General features: G+C 45.6%; 13 protein-coding genes and 1 other annotated feature. Of the genes, 11 read left to right on the top strand and 2 right to left on the bottom strand.

Annotation, left to right across the window (positions count from 1 at the left end; all coding sequences use genetic code 11):
• Positions 1 to 34: 34 nt before the first annotated feature.
• A complete protein-coding gene (locus V1L65_RS00280; RefSeq protein WP_331697040.1) occupies positions 35 to 1,966 on the bottom strand; it encodes a stalk domain-containing protein in 1,932 nt (643 codons plus the stop codon).
• Between the two features lie 208 nt (positions 1,967 to 2,174).
• Positions 2,175 to 2,410, top strand: a binding site (T-box leader).
• 153 nt (positions 2,411 to 2,563) lie between these two features.
• Here V1L65_RS00280 and V1L65_RS00275 point away from each other — a divergent pair.
• The 6 genes from V1L65_RS00275 (at position 2,564) to V1L65_RS00250 (ending at position 10,700) form a co-directional block, all read left to right on the top strand.
• On the top strand, positions 2,564 to 5,215 hold the full coding sequence (locus V1L65_RS00275) for a valine--tRNA ligase (protein WP_442955657.1): 2,652 nt from the start codon (positions 2,564 to 2,566) through the stop codon (positions 5,213 to 5,215).
• Between the two features lie 15 nt (positions 5,216 to 5,230).
• Positions 5,231 to 6,616, top strand: a complete 1,386-nt coding sequence (locus V1L65_RS00270) for a bifunctional folylpolyglutamate synthase/dihydrofolate synthase (protein ID WP_331697038.1) — start codon at positions 5,231 to 5,233, stop codon at positions 6,614 to 6,616.
• A gap of 7 nt (positions 6,617 to 6,623) precedes the next feature.
• Entirely contained in the window at positions 6,624 to 8,027 is a 1,404-nt protein-coding gene (gene murC / locus V1L65_RS00265; RefSeq protein ID WP_331697323.1) for a UDP-N-acetylmuramate--L-alanine ligase, read from the top strand.
• Between the two features lie 130 nt (positions 8,028 to 8,157).
• Positions 8,158 to 9,627: an SPOR domain-containing protein gene (locus tag V1L65_RS00260; protein ID WP_331697037.1), complete on the top strand. Its 1,470-nt coding sequence runs from the start codon at positions 8,158 to 8,160 to the stop codon at positions 9,625 to 9,627.
• Between the two features lie 61 nt (positions 9,628 to 9,688).
• Positions 9,689 to 9,931: a DUF4321 domain-containing protein gene (locus V1L65_RS00255; protein WP_331697036.1), complete on the top strand. Its 243-nt coding sequence runs from the start codon at positions 9,689 to 9,691 to the stop codon at positions 9,929 to 9,931.
• A gap of 16 nt (positions 9,932 to 9,947) precedes the next feature.
• A complete protein-coding gene (locus V1L65_RS00250; RefSeq protein ID WP_331697034.1) occupies positions 9,948 to 10,700 on the top strand; it encodes a Maf family protein in 753 nt (250 codons plus the stop codon).
• Positions 10,701 to 10,706: 6 nt separating this feature from the next.
• Here V1L65_RS00250 and V1L65_RS00245 read toward each other — a convergent pair whose 3' ends face one another.
• A complete protein-coding gene (locus tag V1L65_RS00245) occupies positions 10,707 to 10,892 on the bottom strand; it encodes a hypothetical protein (RefSeq protein ID WP_331697033.1) in 186 nt (61 codons plus the stop codon).
• Positions 10,893 to 11,338: 446 nt separating this feature from the next.
• Between V1L65_RS00245 and radC the strand changes: the two genes are divergently transcribed.
• The 5 genes from radC to minC all read left to right on the top strand — a co-directional run bounded on the left by radC (position 11,339) and on the right by minC (position 15,265).
• Positions 11,339 to 12,022: a RadC family protein gene (gene radC / locus V1L65_RS00240; protein ID WP_331697032.1), complete on the top strand. Its 684-nt coding sequence runs from the start codon at positions 11,339 to 11,341 to the stop codon at positions 12,020 to 12,022.
• Positions 12,023 to 12,063: 41 nt separating this feature from the next.
• Positions 12,064 to 13,098: a rod shape-determining protein gene (locus tag V1L65_RS00235; RefSeq protein ID WP_331697031.1), complete on the top strand. Its 1,035-nt coding sequence runs from the start codon at positions 12,064 to 12,066 to the stop codon at positions 13,096 to 13,098.
• A gap of 52 nt (positions 13,099 to 13,150) precedes the next feature.
• On the top strand, positions 13,151 to 14,008 hold the full coding sequence (mreC, locus tag V1L65_RS00230) for a rod shape-determining protein MreC (protein ID WP_331697030.1): 858 nt from the start codon (positions 13,151 to 13,153) through the stop codon (positions 14,006 to 14,008).
• The gene (mreD, locus tag V1L65_RS00225; RefSeq protein WP_331697029.1) at positions 14,008 to 14,532 is read left to right on the top strand and encodes a rod shape-determining protein MreD; all 525 of its coding nucleotides are present in this window, start codon (positions 14,008 to 14,010) and stop codon (positions 14,530 to 14,532) included. The genes mreC and mreD overlap by 1 nt, the downstream gene beginning before the upstream one ends.
• Before the next feature lie 76 nt (positions 14,533 to 14,608).
• Positions 14,609 to 15,265 carry a septum site-determining protein MinC gene (gene minC / locus V1L65_RS00220; RefSeq protein WP_331697028.1) on the top strand — a complete coding sequence of 219 codons (657 nt, stop codon included), beginning with the start codon at positions 14,609 to 14,611 and terminating at the stop codon, positions 15,263 to 15,265.

Genomic DNA, 15,265 nt, shown 5'->3' with positions numbered 1-15,265 from the left:
CATGCCGTTGAAAGTGCATGGAAGACTATTTTTATTATAGAATTACCTCTTTACCTTTAGGGAAGCTCGAAAGCTCTACTTGTTCATTCTCCATTTCGTAGCTTAGAACAGCAGATGCATAAACAAGACTCCCGTACGCGATATAAGTAAAGCATTCATCGACGCCTATCACATCACCCCAATACCGCTGCGCATATTCGTTAATAAAAGCTTTTTGTACATCTTTTGGCAAGTTATTATATATGTTGAGGTCTTCCTCTGAATTTAGGAAGATATACATGGCCGCTTGCTTCGGAGTCAGTCCAAGATCATTCGAATAGTATCCGTCAATAACGTAATGGCGAGATTTCTTGCTCAGCAGCTTTTTCGCTGCATCTGTACTTTGAGCAGTTGCAGAAGGATCCTCATCAATTTCACCGTCAACAAAGTAACCGGTAAATATAATTGAGCCTTTAGCATCTTTCAATAGGCCAAAACCATCCGGCAAACCGTCAAATACTTCGCCAATATAGCGCTTGCCATCTGCATAATAAATAATGCCTACTCCCATTTTTTGATAAGTGTGTATTTGTCCCCTATAGGTAAGCTTTCCTTGTTCATCATAGAAATTCCCGTAACCATGTGGTCTGTCTTTCCAGAACGTTCCTTCATAGTTTAGCTTGCCTTCGTAAAAGATTTTGCCTTGATCCCTTAAACCATCAACCCATGTTCCATCGTAAATAAGCTGGTCTTGATAGGAAAGCTTTCCTTGGCCGTTAAAGCTTCCGAAAGCATACTCTCCAACATACTTGTAACTATTATAATAACCAGTACCTGCCCCATGAAGGGCATCGAGCTTGAACATGCCTGAGTAGGATAGCTTGCCATCTCCAGAGTACAGCTTCCCGTTGCCTTCTCGCATGCCGTTGTCGTATGAGCCTACATGATAACCGCCATCATCATAAATCAGTTTTCCATCGCCATGGAAACGGTTGTTCTGGAAATTGCCTTCATAGTACGATTTCGGATTATCGATGTCGTACATTTTTCCAATGCCTTCTATTTTTCCATTTTTGAATTGTCCTTCAAAAAATAGCTCGCCATCGTGAATAAGCTTACCTTTGCCATTAGGTATGCCATTTGCCACTTCTCCTTCATAAGCTGTTTTATTGGAGTAAATAATGCCTAAATTGTAGGAAGTAATACTAGAATCAATGTCGATCGTGCGGCTCTCGCCATCCCATAGTACTCTTCTGCCGGTAGCTTCTCCAATAAAGCGCAGTGGAATCATCGTATTGCCATCTTTAAGCATGGGAGCGACTGGCAGATTCAGTTCAGTGCCGCTCACATTTGCAAGCTTACTGCCTATAATGAGCTCAATCAATAGGCGGTCTTGCGCACCTGATACAGTGCGGCTCTCCGCATTCCAGCCAACCTCTAGTCCAAAGCTCTCAAAAATGGGGCGAAATTGAACCATTGTGGTGCCATTGATAATAACTGGGTCTTTGGTAAAATGGACTAGCTCGCCATCAATAAATACTTCAATTGGCTGCGTCTCATCAGGCTCTTTACTTGTAATGGTAACGTCAACACCTTCACCTTCTAGCGACTTAATTATTTCTATTGCAGTTGAATCCAATACCTCCTCGTCAATAGTAAGCAATTGAAGACTGCGGAGACCTCGTAATACCGAAATATCAATGGGTTTATTTCCCTCTATATCCAAAACCGCAAGAAAGAGAGCATCCTTTAATCCGTTTAATGATTTTACATTATGCTCCGATTCGATTACTAATGAAGTCAATAGGGTTATTTCATCTGTTGTTAAAAGCACTTTTTCATTTAGTGCAAGCTGCTCTCTTATGGCAGCTTCGAGCCCGCTGTCGAGCCCAGCTGAATTAGCTGCAAATGAAGTTGATGGCGCCCAAGCAAGCATTCCCGCAATCCATGCAACTGCAAGCGTTAAAATACTTATTTTTATCCGCAAACTAATACTCCACCTTCCGAAATGTGTTTGATTTTGAACACTGTTTATATACGCCTAAAGACATGGGAAATCCTTCTTATACTGGAAAAATGTATTTATAGGCTAAAACCTAATAATTCAATGTGAAAACTGTCTGGACAATGTAGGCAAAAATGAAACAAAGGTTGACTATAGTCAACAAGAAATGTATGATTAATTATATATGTTTTGAAAGACGTTGAAGGGGAATAGTGCACAGTCAGCCTTCAGAGAGCGGAGCCGTTGCGCTGTGAGGTTCCGCAGGTTATTGCTGTACACGAGTCGCCCTGGAGTTGCCCGATTGAATCGATATTGATCGTCGACTAAGTCAGGCCGGTTACAGCCGTTATCGTGTTTGAGTGTCATGCTGCGATCGCCGCATGGAACAAAGGTGGTACCACGGAAGCAGAACCTTTCGTCCTTTATTGTGAGGATGGAAGGTTTTTTATTTTTAAATATAAGACATGTATAAGTTGTGTTCCCTTATGATGTTCTTATATTTCACCGGTAAACGCGCCTAGTTCGTTTAAGCGAAAGACGGCGGAGCCGTTTATCCTTAGCCAAGTTGATTTGTGGAGGATGGAAGTTATGTCAGATAAGCAAGCGAATATTTCAATGGCAACGACGTATGATCCAAAAGCTGCCGAGCAGAAATGGTATAAATATTGGCAGGAAGGAAATTACTTTGAAGCAGGAAAACGGCCGGAGGCTGAAACCTTTACGATCGTAATACCTCCGCCCAATGTAACAGGCATGCTTCATATCGGGCATGCGCTTGATTTTACATTGCAGGATATTTTAATCCGTACAAAAAGAATGCAGGGCTTCGATACGTTGTGGCTGCCAGGGACAGACCATGCCGGCATCGCGACACAAACGAAGGTGGAGCAAAAGCTGCGCGAGCAGGGCTTGTCGCGCCATGATCTAGGCCGCGAGGCTTTCCTAGAGCAGGTATGGGAATGGAAGGATCAATACGCAGGCACGATTCGCGATCAATGGGCGAAGATGGGCCTTTCGCTTGATTATTCGCGCGAGCGGTTTACTTTGGATGAAGGGCTTTCCAAGGCTGTTCGTGAGGTGTTTGTTTCCTTATATAACAAAGGGCTTATTTATCGCGGCAAAAAAATTATTAACTGGGATCCGGCTGCAAGAACGGCGCTTTCTGATATTGAAGTAGAGTACAAAGAGGTTAACGGCCGCTTGTATCATTTGCAATATCCATTAGCTGACGGAACAGGACATCTTACTGTTGCGACAACTCGCCCTGAGACGATGCTCGGCGATACAGCTGTTGCGGTTCATCCTGAGGATGAGCGTTACAAGCATTTGATCGGAAAAACCTTGCTGCTTCCAGTTGTGAACAGAGAAATTCCGATTATCGGCGATGAGTATGTGGAGAAAGAATTTGGATCGGGAGCAGTTAAGATAACACCTGCTCATGATCCGAATGACTTTGAAGTGGGCGAGCGCCATCAGCTGCCGCAAATCATCGTAATGGATGAGTCCGGCGTTATGAATGATGAAGCTGGCCCGTATAAAGGAATGGACCGTTTTGAATGCCGTCAGAAGCTTGTTGCTGATCTGCAGGAAAGCGGCGTATGCGTGCTGATTGAGGAGCATGTGCATCAGGTTGGGCACAGCGAGCGCAGCGGAGCAGTAGTTGAGCCGTATTTGTCCACGCAATGGTTTGTAGCGATGAAGCCTTTGGCTGAAGCAGCAATTAAAGCGCAGAAGGAAGGAAAAGGCGTTACCTTCCTGCCTGACCGCTTCGAAAAAATATATATGAACTGGATCGAGAATGTTCGCGACTGGTGTATTTCCAGACAATTGTGGTGGGGCCACCGCATACCTGCCTGGTATGACGAGGCAACTGGCGAGATGCATGTGTCGCGCGAGGATCTTGCAGGCGATCATTTGATTCAAGACAACGATGTGCTTGATACATGGTTCAGCTCCGCTTTATGGCCGTTCTCAACACTGGGCTGGCCGGAGCAAACTGAGGATTTGAAACGCTTCTACCCAGTTGATGTCATGGTAACGGGTTATGATATCATTTACTTCTGGGTTGCTAGAATGATATTTACAGCTCTTGAGTTTACGGATCAAATGCCGTTTAAAGATGTGCTGCTGCACGGGCTTGTTCGTGACCGCGACGGCCAAAAAATGTCTAAATCGCTCGGCAATGGTGTAGATCCGCTTGAAGTTATTGAGCAGTATGGCGCTGATGCTATGCGCTTTATGCTCTCTACAAGCAGCACACCTGGCCAGGATTTACGCTACCGTACCGAGAAGGTAGAGCAGGCGCGTAATTTTGCAAACAAAATATGGAACGCTTCCCGCTTTGCGATGATGAATCTGGAAGGCTTTGAAGCGAAGGATATCGACTTGACAGGCAAGCTAGGCACAGCTGACCGTTGGATTTTGCATCGCTTGAATGAGACGGTCAAAGACGTTACCCGCTTAATTGACAGCTATGAATTTGGTGAAACAGGCCGGCTGCTGTACAACTTCATTTGGGATGATCTATGTGATTGGTATATTGAATTTTCCAAGCTCAGCTTGAACGGGACTGATGAAGAAGCAAAGCGGGCAACGCAATCGGTGCTCGTGTATGTATTGGATCGCACGCAGCGTCTTATTCATCCGTTCATGCCATTTATAAGTGAGGAAATTTGGCAGCATCTTCCTCATGAAGGTGAATCGATCACTCTTGCGCAATGGCCGCGTTACGAAGCAGATTTGGAAGCTCCGGATGCTGTAAAAGAAATGGAACTTCTTATGGAAATGATTCGTGCTGTCCGCAACATTCGCGCTGAAGTCAATGTGCCGATGAGCAAAAAGGTAGAGCTGCTGGTAAAGCCGACGAGCGAGGCGGCAGCAGGGATATTGAGCCGTAACGAGGAGTTTGTTAAACGGTTCTGCGGTACTTCTTTGCTTGAGATCAACGTAGCGCTTCATGCGCCGGACAAAGCGATGACTGCTATCGTAACGGGAGCAGAGCTTTACTTGCCGCTTGCTGGCTTGATTGATATTTCGCAGGAGATTGCTCGTTTGGAAAAAGAAATGCAGCATTTGAATGCCGAGGTTGAGCGCGTGGAGAAAAAGCTGAGCAATGAAGGCTTTGTTGCCAAAGCACCAGCTAAAGTCATCGAGGAAGAACGCAGAAAAATGGAAGATTACGCAGAGAAACGCGATAAGGTAGTAGCCCGAATCGCGGAACTACGCGGTTAAAAGAGGGTTGTAAATATGAACAATACGCAAATGGAGCAGCGGCAATTTGAGCCGCTGCAATCCTATCAGGAAGCTGTAGACTGGATTACAGGCCTCATTCCATTCGGAATTCGGCCGGGACTGGATCGTATCGAGCAAATGATGGAGCTGCTTGGCAATCCTCAGCGCCGATTGAAATTTATTCATGTGGCTGGTACTAATGGCAAAGGCTCAACCTGCTCCTTTCTTGCTAATATATTGCAAAAAAGCGGCTATGATGTAGGCATGTTCACCTCACCTTATATAACGAAATTTACGAATCGCTTTCAATATAATGGCGCAGATATTGAAGAGGATACTCTGCTTCAGCTCGCCAACCAATTGAAGCCGATTGTGGAGGTGATGGCTCAGACTGAGCTGGGCTCGCCAACTATGTTCGAGGTGTCAACAGCACTTGCCATATTGTTCTTCGCCAAAGTCACCTATCCGGATTATGTTGTTTGGGAGACAGGGCTTGGCGGCAGAATGGATGTAACCAATATTGTTCGGCCCGTCATTTCGGTGATTACAAATGTTGGCCATGATCATATGGATCGTCTGGGCAATTCAATTGTCGAGATTGCGGCTGAGAAGGCTGGCATTATCAAATCAGGCACTCCGATAGTGAGTGCGGTGGAACAGCCGGAAGTAATTGAAGTAATTAGGGAGACCGCAATACGAAATAAGAGCACGCTGTATTTGCTCGGAGAGAAGTTTTCGGAAACGATGCTTTCTGAAGAGCAGGATAAGCAAACTTTTCGTTTTGAAGGGCCATTCCGCACGATGGAGCCGCTTAGCATTACGCTGAATGGCGCTCATCAGCGCAAAAATGCTGCGGTAGCTATTATGGTAATAGAAGTGCTGCGCCAATATGACGCTCTAGTCGTTGAGGATGAAGCGTTGATGGAGGGACTGAGCCAAGCTGCATGGCCGGGACGTCTTGAAATGATCTCGCAAAATCCGCGTCTGCTGATCGATGGGGCGCATAACCCGGAAGGGGCAGAATCACTTGCAGCAGCATTGAAAAATACGTATCGCTATGACCGTCTTCATATGATGATAGCAATGCTCGATAATAAGAATCATCGCGATACGTTGAAGCATATACTACCATTAGTGGATACGCTGATCGTTACTGAGCCGGATTATCGCATGAAAAAAAGTGCAGAGCAGTTAGCGCAGCTTATTGAGGAAATGCGCAATGAGCTTCCCGTGTCTGCTGACTTCAAGCTTGAAGTGGAACCGGATTGGCAAGCAGCGCTAAGTAAATTAAAACAGTTGACGGAGGAAACGGATCTTGGGGTAGTAACGGGCACTCTTTATTTGATTGCTGATGTTCGCTCTCTGGTTTTGTTCAATTCGAATGCTGAAAAGGGTTGGTGAACCGTCTTTGAATACAGCTGAACATATTCATTTCATCGGGATTGGCGGTTATGGCATGAGTGCAATTGCACGCGTCATGCTGGAGATGGGCTATAAAGTAACAGGATCTGATGTAGCCAGCCAAGAGCTTACACAGAAGCTGGCAGCAAAAGGCGCTGACATTTATTTGGGCCATCAAGCCGAGCATGTTACAGGAGCGGATCTAGTCGTATATTCTACAGCTTGTCCTAAGGATAATGTAGAAAGAGTAGCAGCGGAGGCGCTTCATATTCCTGTACTGCACCGCTCGCAAATGCTGGCTCAAATTATGAATGCCGGCAAAGGGATAGCGGTAGCAGGCGCGCATGGAAAAACATCAACATCTTCTATGATTGCACTTGTAATGGAAACATGCGGTGCAGACCCGACCTATGTTATAGGCGGGGAAATTGTTAACGTAGGAACGAATGCGAAAGCGGGAAAGGGCGAATATGTTGTAGCGGAAGCGGACGAAAGCGACGGTTCCTTTCTGCACTATTATCCATCCATAGCGATCGTAACGAATATCGAGCCTGATCATCTTGAAAATTATGATGGGGATTTCGGAAAGCTAAAGGCGGCATACGTGCAATTCCTTCAGCAGGTAAAGGAAGGCGGCCATGCCATCGTTTGTACAGATGATGATACGATTGTGGAGCTGCTTCCGCAAATATACGAAGGCAAACATGCAAGCCTATCGGAGCAGCTTATTACGTATGGCATAGATTCGCCTGCGGATTACAAAGCAGAAAAGATTGAGTTCGGCCATTTGCAGGTAGCTTTTGATATGAGCTATAAGGGCAAGCTGCTAGGCAATATTCGCTTGTCTGTTCCAGGCAAGCACAATGTTTATAACGCAATGGCAACGGTTATTACTTGCTTGCAGGCAGGCATAGCCTTTGACAAGATTGCAGAAGCGATCACATTGTTCAGAGGGGCAAAAAGAAGGTTTCAAGTCGTGGGTGAAGTGAATGATGTTTTAGTTATAGATGATTATGCGCATCATCCAACTGAAATTCAAGCTACTTTAAGCGCGGCGAGAGCGACTGGGAGGCGCATTGTCGCTGTGTTCCAGCCGCAGCGGTATACGAGAACGTACTTTTTGTTTGAGCAGTTTAGCCGTGCATTTTCTGAGGCCGACGAGGTGATCATTGCTGATATTTACTCTCCTGCGGGAGAAAAGCAAATTGAGGGTGTCAGCTCAGGCAAGCTTGTTGAGCTGATTCGTCAAAACAGCAACAGTAATGCGAGGCATATTCCAACGAAGGATGAGATTCATCAATATTTAGCTTCTCATTCTGCACCTGGCGATCTTATTATTACAATGGGTGCAGGCGATATTTGGAAGGTAGCCAGCTCGGTTGTAGATAGTTTACAAAGCAAGCAAGGCTGACAAACAAGCGAATCTTAAGGCGAATAGCCTGTAAGATTCGCTTTTTATATTACAAGAAACTATGACCGTCATAAATCTCTCTTTCTATTCATAGAATTATACTAGAATCAGGTTGGGAGGGAGAAGCTGTATGTACACTGGCGTTAATAGAAATCATCGCATTACGTTTCGTTTTGACAATAAGGGAAAATCGATTCCTACAAATGAAGATGATCATAAAGAAGAGCAATGTCCGCCTCAGGATGGTGGACAAGCAGATATAGACAATAACTATTCGGAGCATAATAAAGAGGAAAATATGCAATCGGATCCCGAAATTACATCTTTTTACGAAGAAATAACAGAAGATGCATGGAAATATGAAGAAACTCAAAAAGCTGGAGATATAAAAGCTAGCCGCTCTGATCAGCTGAAGGAGCGGGAGGAGACTATGCCGCATGCGCTGCAGCAGCATTCGGTTATGGACAGCCTAAAAGATATTAACCCTTGGAACAGTCCGTATCAGGATGATATAACAGCGCTGGAGCAATTGATTCGGGACTCAAATGATAACCCGCAGCAAGAAGGGCAAGTCAGCAGGAAAGATACAAATGAGCTGAAAACAACGGCTGCTGCCAATAAACGCTTCGAGCTTCAGCTGAAGGACGATGAGCTGGGTCCAACTTTCGAAGAGGGAGCAGAGGATGAATTAGCTTCTGATCGCTCATATTATAGCAGAAAAACAAAAAGCCCTTCCTGGCTTAACGTGCTGCTTTATGTAGCCGGAGCTCTTACAACTGGCGCATTGTTCGGCTATTTCATTTTAACGCTATTTATGGGCAATTCCATTTGGTCTAGCATTGGCGATCAGCCGGCGGCGAATATCCCTTCGGGCGAAAGCAAGCCGGCCATGTCAGAGCAAATAGACACCAATCCTGTACCCGGTAACAATCAAGCCCAGCAAAAACCGCTTGATGGTGCTGTCAAAGCAGTTTCCTTAGCCGGTGGATCGCAATCCTACTACATGCTGCAATTCGGTTTGTTTAATCAAAAGGAAAGCAGAGATGCTGCACTGCAGCAGCTGACCTCAAAAGGAATAGCTGCATCTACAGCGCAGACCGAGGATGGCTACCGCGTATATGCTGGAATAACGACGAAGAAATCCGACGCCAATCTGCTTGTCAGCCACTACCCGCAATTGGAGCTTTATTTGAAAGAGGTAGTTATCAAACAGCCGCAAGCTTTGCCTTTTGATGGAACCGCGGATACAGCAAATCGCTTCTTCGAGCAAACTGCCCAATTGCTTGCATCCTGGAGTGAAATGATCGCAGCCCAGCTAGAGCAGCCGACGCTATCTTCCTTTGGCGAGGCAGCCGCTGCCGCATTGCAGGAGCAATTTGACGCCTGGAATGAAACCAGCAAGCAAATGAAAGCCGGTATGAGCGATGAGCAGGGCGGCAAATTCGTGAACACGATAGCTACTGCTATTACAGATGCAGCAGCAGCCATGAAATCATATAATGACCAGGTGGCTATGCCTTATTTGCAAACGACACAGCAAGCAATGATGAAGGCGGTTCTTGCTCAAAAGGATTGGTTCGATCATCTAAATGCGTTGTAATGAGCTAAGAAGCTCCGTATAATAGAAGCTAATGTCACTTTGTAACGAAAGGCGCTGGCTTATGAAAAAAAATGGCTGGGTTCTATTGTTATTTATTGTATTAGGTCTATTTGCGGGTGCATTAATAGCCCGGTGGCTGCAGCCGCTTAAGGGAATATCTTTTTTGACAGAGCCGCTTACGGCTAAATTTTCGCCTGATATCGATTTGTATGTGCTAAGCTTCAGCTTTGATTTGACGCTTTCTATCAGCTTGCTTAGCATTGTCGGAGCGCTGCTCGCGATATGGCTTTATCGTAAAATGTAGGTTAAGGAGTAGAAAGATGCTTGAAGGAACAACAACTATCTATCACAACCCGTTGCTGCCCCGATTCAGCAGCATAGTGCTCGCATCATCTTCGCCGCGCAGGCAGGAGCTGATTCAATCTTTGGGATTGAAGCTCCCAATCAAGCTTGCGCCAACTTACGTAGATGAAACCTATGAGAAGGAATGGCAGCCTCATCAAATTGTAGAGCAGTTAAGCCTGCGCAAAGCGCATGCGGCTGCTGCGAAGCTGCAGCAGCAGTTAAGCGAAGAGGGGGCTTTGCTCGTAATAGGCTCGGATACGATCGTGGTCAAAGACAGCGAAGTACTTGGAAAGCCTGAGGATGAGCAGGAGGCCAGACGGATGCTGAGCCGGCTGCAAGGCAGCAGACATCAGGTGTTTACCGGTCTTGCCTGTACATGGGTCAGCAGCAAGAGCCAAACGCTCAGTGAGGCAGACTGCTCATTCGAAACGTACCAAATGGGGCGTACCGGCAGCTTTCAGATGCGCAGCTCGGCAGCGGAGCGCCTGCCATATGAAGCGATAGGGCACACGGTCAGCGAGGTTACCTTCCGGGAAATGAGCGGGCAGGAAATTGCCGACTATACAGCAAGCGGATATCCGCTTGATAAAGCCGGCGCATATGGTATTCAAGGCATAGGGGCAATTTTTATCGAGAGAATTGAAGGGGATTTCTATAGCGTAATGGGATTGCCAATCAATTTGCTGTATATGATGCTGAGGCGCTTTGGCATTAGTCCGCTTGAATAAGCAGAGTTATTGCTTTTTATAAACAACAAGAATTGTGCTTCGTTGGTGTTCGTTCCCGCCTGGGGTTGATTTAATGACTGAACCGTAACAAACGTTGACAACCTGCTCCTCGCTTAATGTAGCGAGAAACTCATTAGCTTTGTTTACAGCATAGGAATTGTCTGTGTCGATAAATTCTTTTACCTGAATCATGTGCTACAGCTCCTTTCAAGTTTGCAAGGCTAGCTTAGCACCTTCAAATCCTTTATGTCAAACGGATTTAGCGGTAATGCTGTCAAAAAAACAATTAACTGTTATAATGGTTGTAGCGTTGTTAGTTTAATGCGAATGAATAAATTCTCATTATTGAGCAATAAGAAAAAAACTTGCCAATTATTAGTTATTTCGAAAGCCGAAATTTACTGCAAAAGTGCAGGAAATACGAGCATTTACAAGCATTCCTATCATGCAGGTTGAATGAACAGCCGTCTCCCCAGGAGACGGCTGTTTGCGTATCTTCAGCTTAGGACAGTCAGTTGTGAAATCAACTGGTCCTTGCTGCACTATACTCTCAAAAAAAACATGGTATAATGAAAGGCGTGTAATTCATTCATGCCTTTTTATAGCTTTATTTACTGAAAAGAGAGGATGAATGAACGATGTTGCCACAAATAATTAAGGATGTGCCATTAGAGGAGCGTCCAAGGGAAAGAATGCTTCATTATGGAGCAGCTGCACTTAGTCATGCCGAGTTGATAGCAATATTGCTGAGAACCGGAACGAATAATCAATCAGCTATACATGTTGCGACGAATTTACTCGGTAAATGCGGCGGCTTGCATAGCCTGATCGATATGACTAGGGAAGAAATGATGTCGGTGAAAGGGATTGGCGAAGCGAAGGCCATACAGCTGCAAGCAGGAATTGAGCTGGGACGACGATTGTCAAGAAGCAGACTGGGACAGTCTATAGCTATAAGAAGTCCCAAGGATGCGGCAGAACATGTCATGGATGAACTCAGATATTTGAAGAAGGAGCATTTTTTATGCTTGTTTTTAAATACGAAAAATCATGTAATTGCCCGGGAAACGATGTCAATTGGTACGCTTAATGCAGCGCTGGTGCATCCGCGGGAAGTTTTCCGCGCTGCGATTAAACATAATAGTGCTTCGATTATATGCGTACATAATCATCCAAGCGGAGATCCGACGCCGAGTCCTGAAGATATCTCTTTAACTAAGCGATTGACGGAAGCAGGGCAGCTCATTGGCATTGAAGTGCTTGATCATGTCATTGTTGGCGACGGTCGGTATATAAGTTTGAAGGAGCATGGTCATCTGTAATATAATAATAAGGATTGTCGGAATGAGAAGGGAGTAACAACATGCTAGGTGGTTTTTCGAAAGATTTGGGAATTGATTTGGGTACAGCAAATACACTTGTATTCGTTAAAGGCAAAGGTGTTGTCGTAAGGGAGCCATCTGTTGTTGCCCTGCGCACAGACACGAAAACAATAGAGGCGGTAGGGGAGCAGGCAAAAAAAATGATCGGCAGAACGCCGGGCAATATTCGTGCTGTTCGTCCAATGAAGGATGGCGTAATTGCCGACTTTGAAACTACTGCAACGATGATTAAATATTTTATTCGCTCTGCTCAAAAGCAGCGCTCGTTATTCCCTCGCCATCCGAACGTTATGATCTGTGTGCCGTCCGGTATTACAGCCGTTGAAAAACGCGCGGTTGAAGATGCAGCAAAGCAGGCGGGCGCAAGAGAAGCCTATACGATTGAAGAGCCGTTTGCAGCTGCAATAGGCGCTGATTTGCCTGTATGGGAGCCGACCGGCAGCATGGTTGTTGATATCGGCGGCGGAACGACTGAGGTAGCTGTCATTTCCCTTGGCGGCATCGTGACGAGCCGTTCTGTTCGCGTCGGCGGTGATGAAATGGACGATGCGATCATCCAATACATTAAAAGAATGTATAATCTGATGATTGGGGAGCGTACCTCTGAACAGCTCAAAATGGACCTTGGCTCTGCGCTTAAGCTGGATAAATCGGAGTCGATTGAAATTCGCGGCCGAGATTTGGTGACAGGTCTGCCAAAAACGTTAAAGATTACGTCCGAGGAAGTAACGGATGCGCTTAGCGATACTATCACTGCGATTGTAGATGCAGTCAAAATTACTTTGGAGAAATGTCCTCCGGAGCTTGCGGCGGATATTATGGATCGCGGTATCGTGCTGACAGGCGGCGGAGCGCTTCTGCGCAACCTGGATAAGCTTCTTCAGAAGGAAACAGGCATGCCGGTTATTGTTGCTGAAAATCCGCTGGACTGCGTAGCAATCGGCACAGGACGTTCGCTTGATCATATTCACTTGTTCAAAAAACGCGGCTCAGGGCCGCGGCATAAACGATCCTAATCGAATAATTGTATAAAGATAAAGATGGCAGGTGATCGGGCTGTTTAATCTAATGCGTAATAAGCGAGTTTTTATGCTTATGATCGGTATGATCCTTTTCATCGCGGTTATTGGTTATTCCTTAAGCGACCGCGGTGAACTGTCATTGCCGGAAAAAATAACGAAGGACACCTCGGCATTTGTGCAGCAATGGTTCTATAAGCCCGCTGGCCATATAGCGGGCTTCTTTGAGGACATAAGACAGCTCAGAAGCGTATATGAGGAAAATGAAAGGCTAAATTTGCTGGCAGCTGCCTATGCCCGAGAAAAAGTGAATTATAATTTTATTCAGCTGGAAAATGAACGTTATAAAGAAATGCTGCATTTTACTGAGCGCCAGAAGCAAATCCATAACTACAATTATTTAATAGCCCAAGTCATATCTGTCAGCAATGATGCTAACAACCGGTCCCTCAACATCGATCTTGGCTCCAAGCATGGCATTAAGCGCAATATGGCTGTTACAACCGTCGATGGCTTAATTGGGATTGTAAGTGCGGTTTCCCCCTATTCAGCAACTGTTACTCCTATCACCGAGCTTGACGAGAATTCGCCTACCTTTAATTCGATATCAGCAACGGTTTTTGGACGAGAAGACGAGTCGTTCGGCATATTGAGCGGCTACAATAAAAGCACGGGCAAATTGATTATGACCAAAATCGCTGAAAATGATAAAATGGAAATAGGCGATACTGTTATTACATCCGGTCTCGGCAATGTTTATCCACGCGGACTGATCGTAGGAACGATTGAAGCGAAGCAGGTAGGCGATTTTGGCCTAACGTATACAGCCGATATTAAAATGTCGGCGAGCTTTGATCATTTAACTGAGGTATTCGTCGTTCAGGTTCCGGACATGGAGGAAGAATAATGAGCATGAATCGAATCGTGGTGCTCATGTTCTTTGTTTTTATACTGGAAGGAGCACTGATGCCCTGGCTGATTCCGGCAGGATTTGGCGACCGTATAATTCCTCATTTTGTATTTGTATTCGTATTGTATGCAGCTCTTTATGGAAACCGGCATCAAGCCTTGCTGCTTGGCGCCGGCTTTGGCTTGCTGCAAGACATCGTCTATTTTGGACATTTAATAGGGGCGCACACGTTCCTGATGGGCTTAATCGGATACTTTACCGGCGTACTGTTTGCTGCCCGCAAAGCGACCTTGATGATGGCCGTAGCGGTAGTGGGGCTCGCGTGCTTGTTATATGATTCAACTCTATTATTTATTTATAAGGTATTTAAAATTTCCAACGCAGATTATGCGTGGGCGTTGCTTAATCATATATTGCCCAGCTTATTTTTACAGCTTGTATTTATGCTGCTTTGTTACATACCTCTTCGCAAAATGTTCCAGTCTACGCAAAAGATTCAAACGGAGGATGATGAGGAGTAATCCAAATGCGGTCTAAAGAGAAGGAATTCGAGCAGCAGAGCAAGAATTAACTGTATAGGGCTGAGGAGGGACGAAATTGACCGAAAAGCAGTATATCGTTATTAAGGGAGTCAAGGAAGGTCTATTGTTCCTTCTCGACGACCAATGCACATTTGATGCTTTGCTGGAGGAATTGAAATATAAGCTTGAAAAGACGCATCAGCAGCTGCTGACGGGACCTTTGGTTCATGTACATGTTAAGCTTGGCAATCGTCTGCTGGCTGAAACCGATAAGGAATTAATTCGCAATATTATTCGTACACAAGGAAACTTGATCGTTCAATCTATTGAATCCGACCATGCTGAGGAAATGAAGTACGGCCCGAAGCTTCAGGTTTTAACCTCCATTGTCCGGTCAGGACAAACCGTGGAACATGACGGCGATTTATTGCTGATGGGGGATGTTAATCCGGGCGGCAGCATATTATGTACAGGTGATATTTACGTGCTCGGCGCGCTGAAGGGCTTGGCCCATGCCGGTACGGCAGGGCGTACCGACGTTATTATCGCAGCCTCGCTTATGCGGCCAACTCAGCTTCGCATCGCAGATATTGTAAGCAAGCCGCCAGAAGAATGGATGAGCGGCGATGCTTCAATGGAATTCGCCTATCTAAACGAAGGTCAGATGCAAATGGATAAGTTGACGCAGTTGTTCCGTATACGGCAGCATTCGATCATGTTTAAAGGGGTGTAG

This window comes from Paenibacillus sp. IITD108, from assembly GCF_036541265.1.
Lineage (GTDB): Bacteria > Bacillota > Bacilli > Paenibacillales > Paenibacillaceae > Pristimantibacillus.
The sequence above is the reverse complement of the archived record's forward strand: the minus strand, read 5'-3'. Positions and strand labels throughout refer to the sequence as shown.

What these genes read in the sequence shown, in the direction of transcription:
- V1L65_RS00250 (WP_331697034.1), top strand. Translation starts at nt 9,948, where the DNA reads ATGCTTGAAGGAACAACAACTATCTATCACAACCCGTTGCTGCCCCGA.
- V1L65_RS00260 (WP_331697037.1), top strand. Translation starts at nt 8,158, where the DNA reads ATGTACACTGGCGTTAATAGAAATCATCGCATTACGTTTCGTTTTGAC.
- V1L65_RS00270 (WP_331697038.1), top strand. Translation starts at nt 5,231, where the DNA reads ATGAACAATACGCAAATGGAGCAGCGGCAATTTGAGCCGCTGCAATCC.
- mreD (WP_331697029.1), top strand. Translation starts at nt 14,008, where the DNA reads ATGAGCATGAATCGAATCGTGGTGCTCATGTTCTTTGTTTTTATACTG.
- V1L65_RS00275 (WP_442955657.1), top strand. Translation starts at nt 2,564, where the DNA reads ATGGAAGTTATGTCAGATAAGCAAGCGAATATTTCAATGGCAACGACG.
- radC (WP_331697032.1), top strand. Translation starts at nt 11,339, where the DNA reads ATGTTGCCACAAATAATTAAGGATGTGCCATTAGAGGAGCGTCCAAGG.
- V1L65_RS00255 (WP_331697036.1), top strand. Translation starts at nt 9,689, where the DNA reads ATGAAAAAAAATGGCTGGGTTCTATTGTTATTTATTGTATTAGGTCTA.
- mreC (WP_331697030.1), top strand. Translation starts at nt 13,151, where the DNA reads ATGCGTAATAAGCGAGTTTTTATGCTTATGATCGGTATGATCCTTTTC.
- V1L65_RS00245 (WP_331697033.1), bottom strand. Translation starts at nt 10,892, where the DNA reads ATGATTCAGGTAAAAGAATTTATCGACACAGACAATTCCTATGCTGTA.
- V1L65_RS00235 (WP_331697031.1), top strand. Translation starts at nt 12,064, where the DNA reads ATGCTAGGTGGTTTTTCGAAAGATTTGGGAATTGATTTGGGTACAGCA.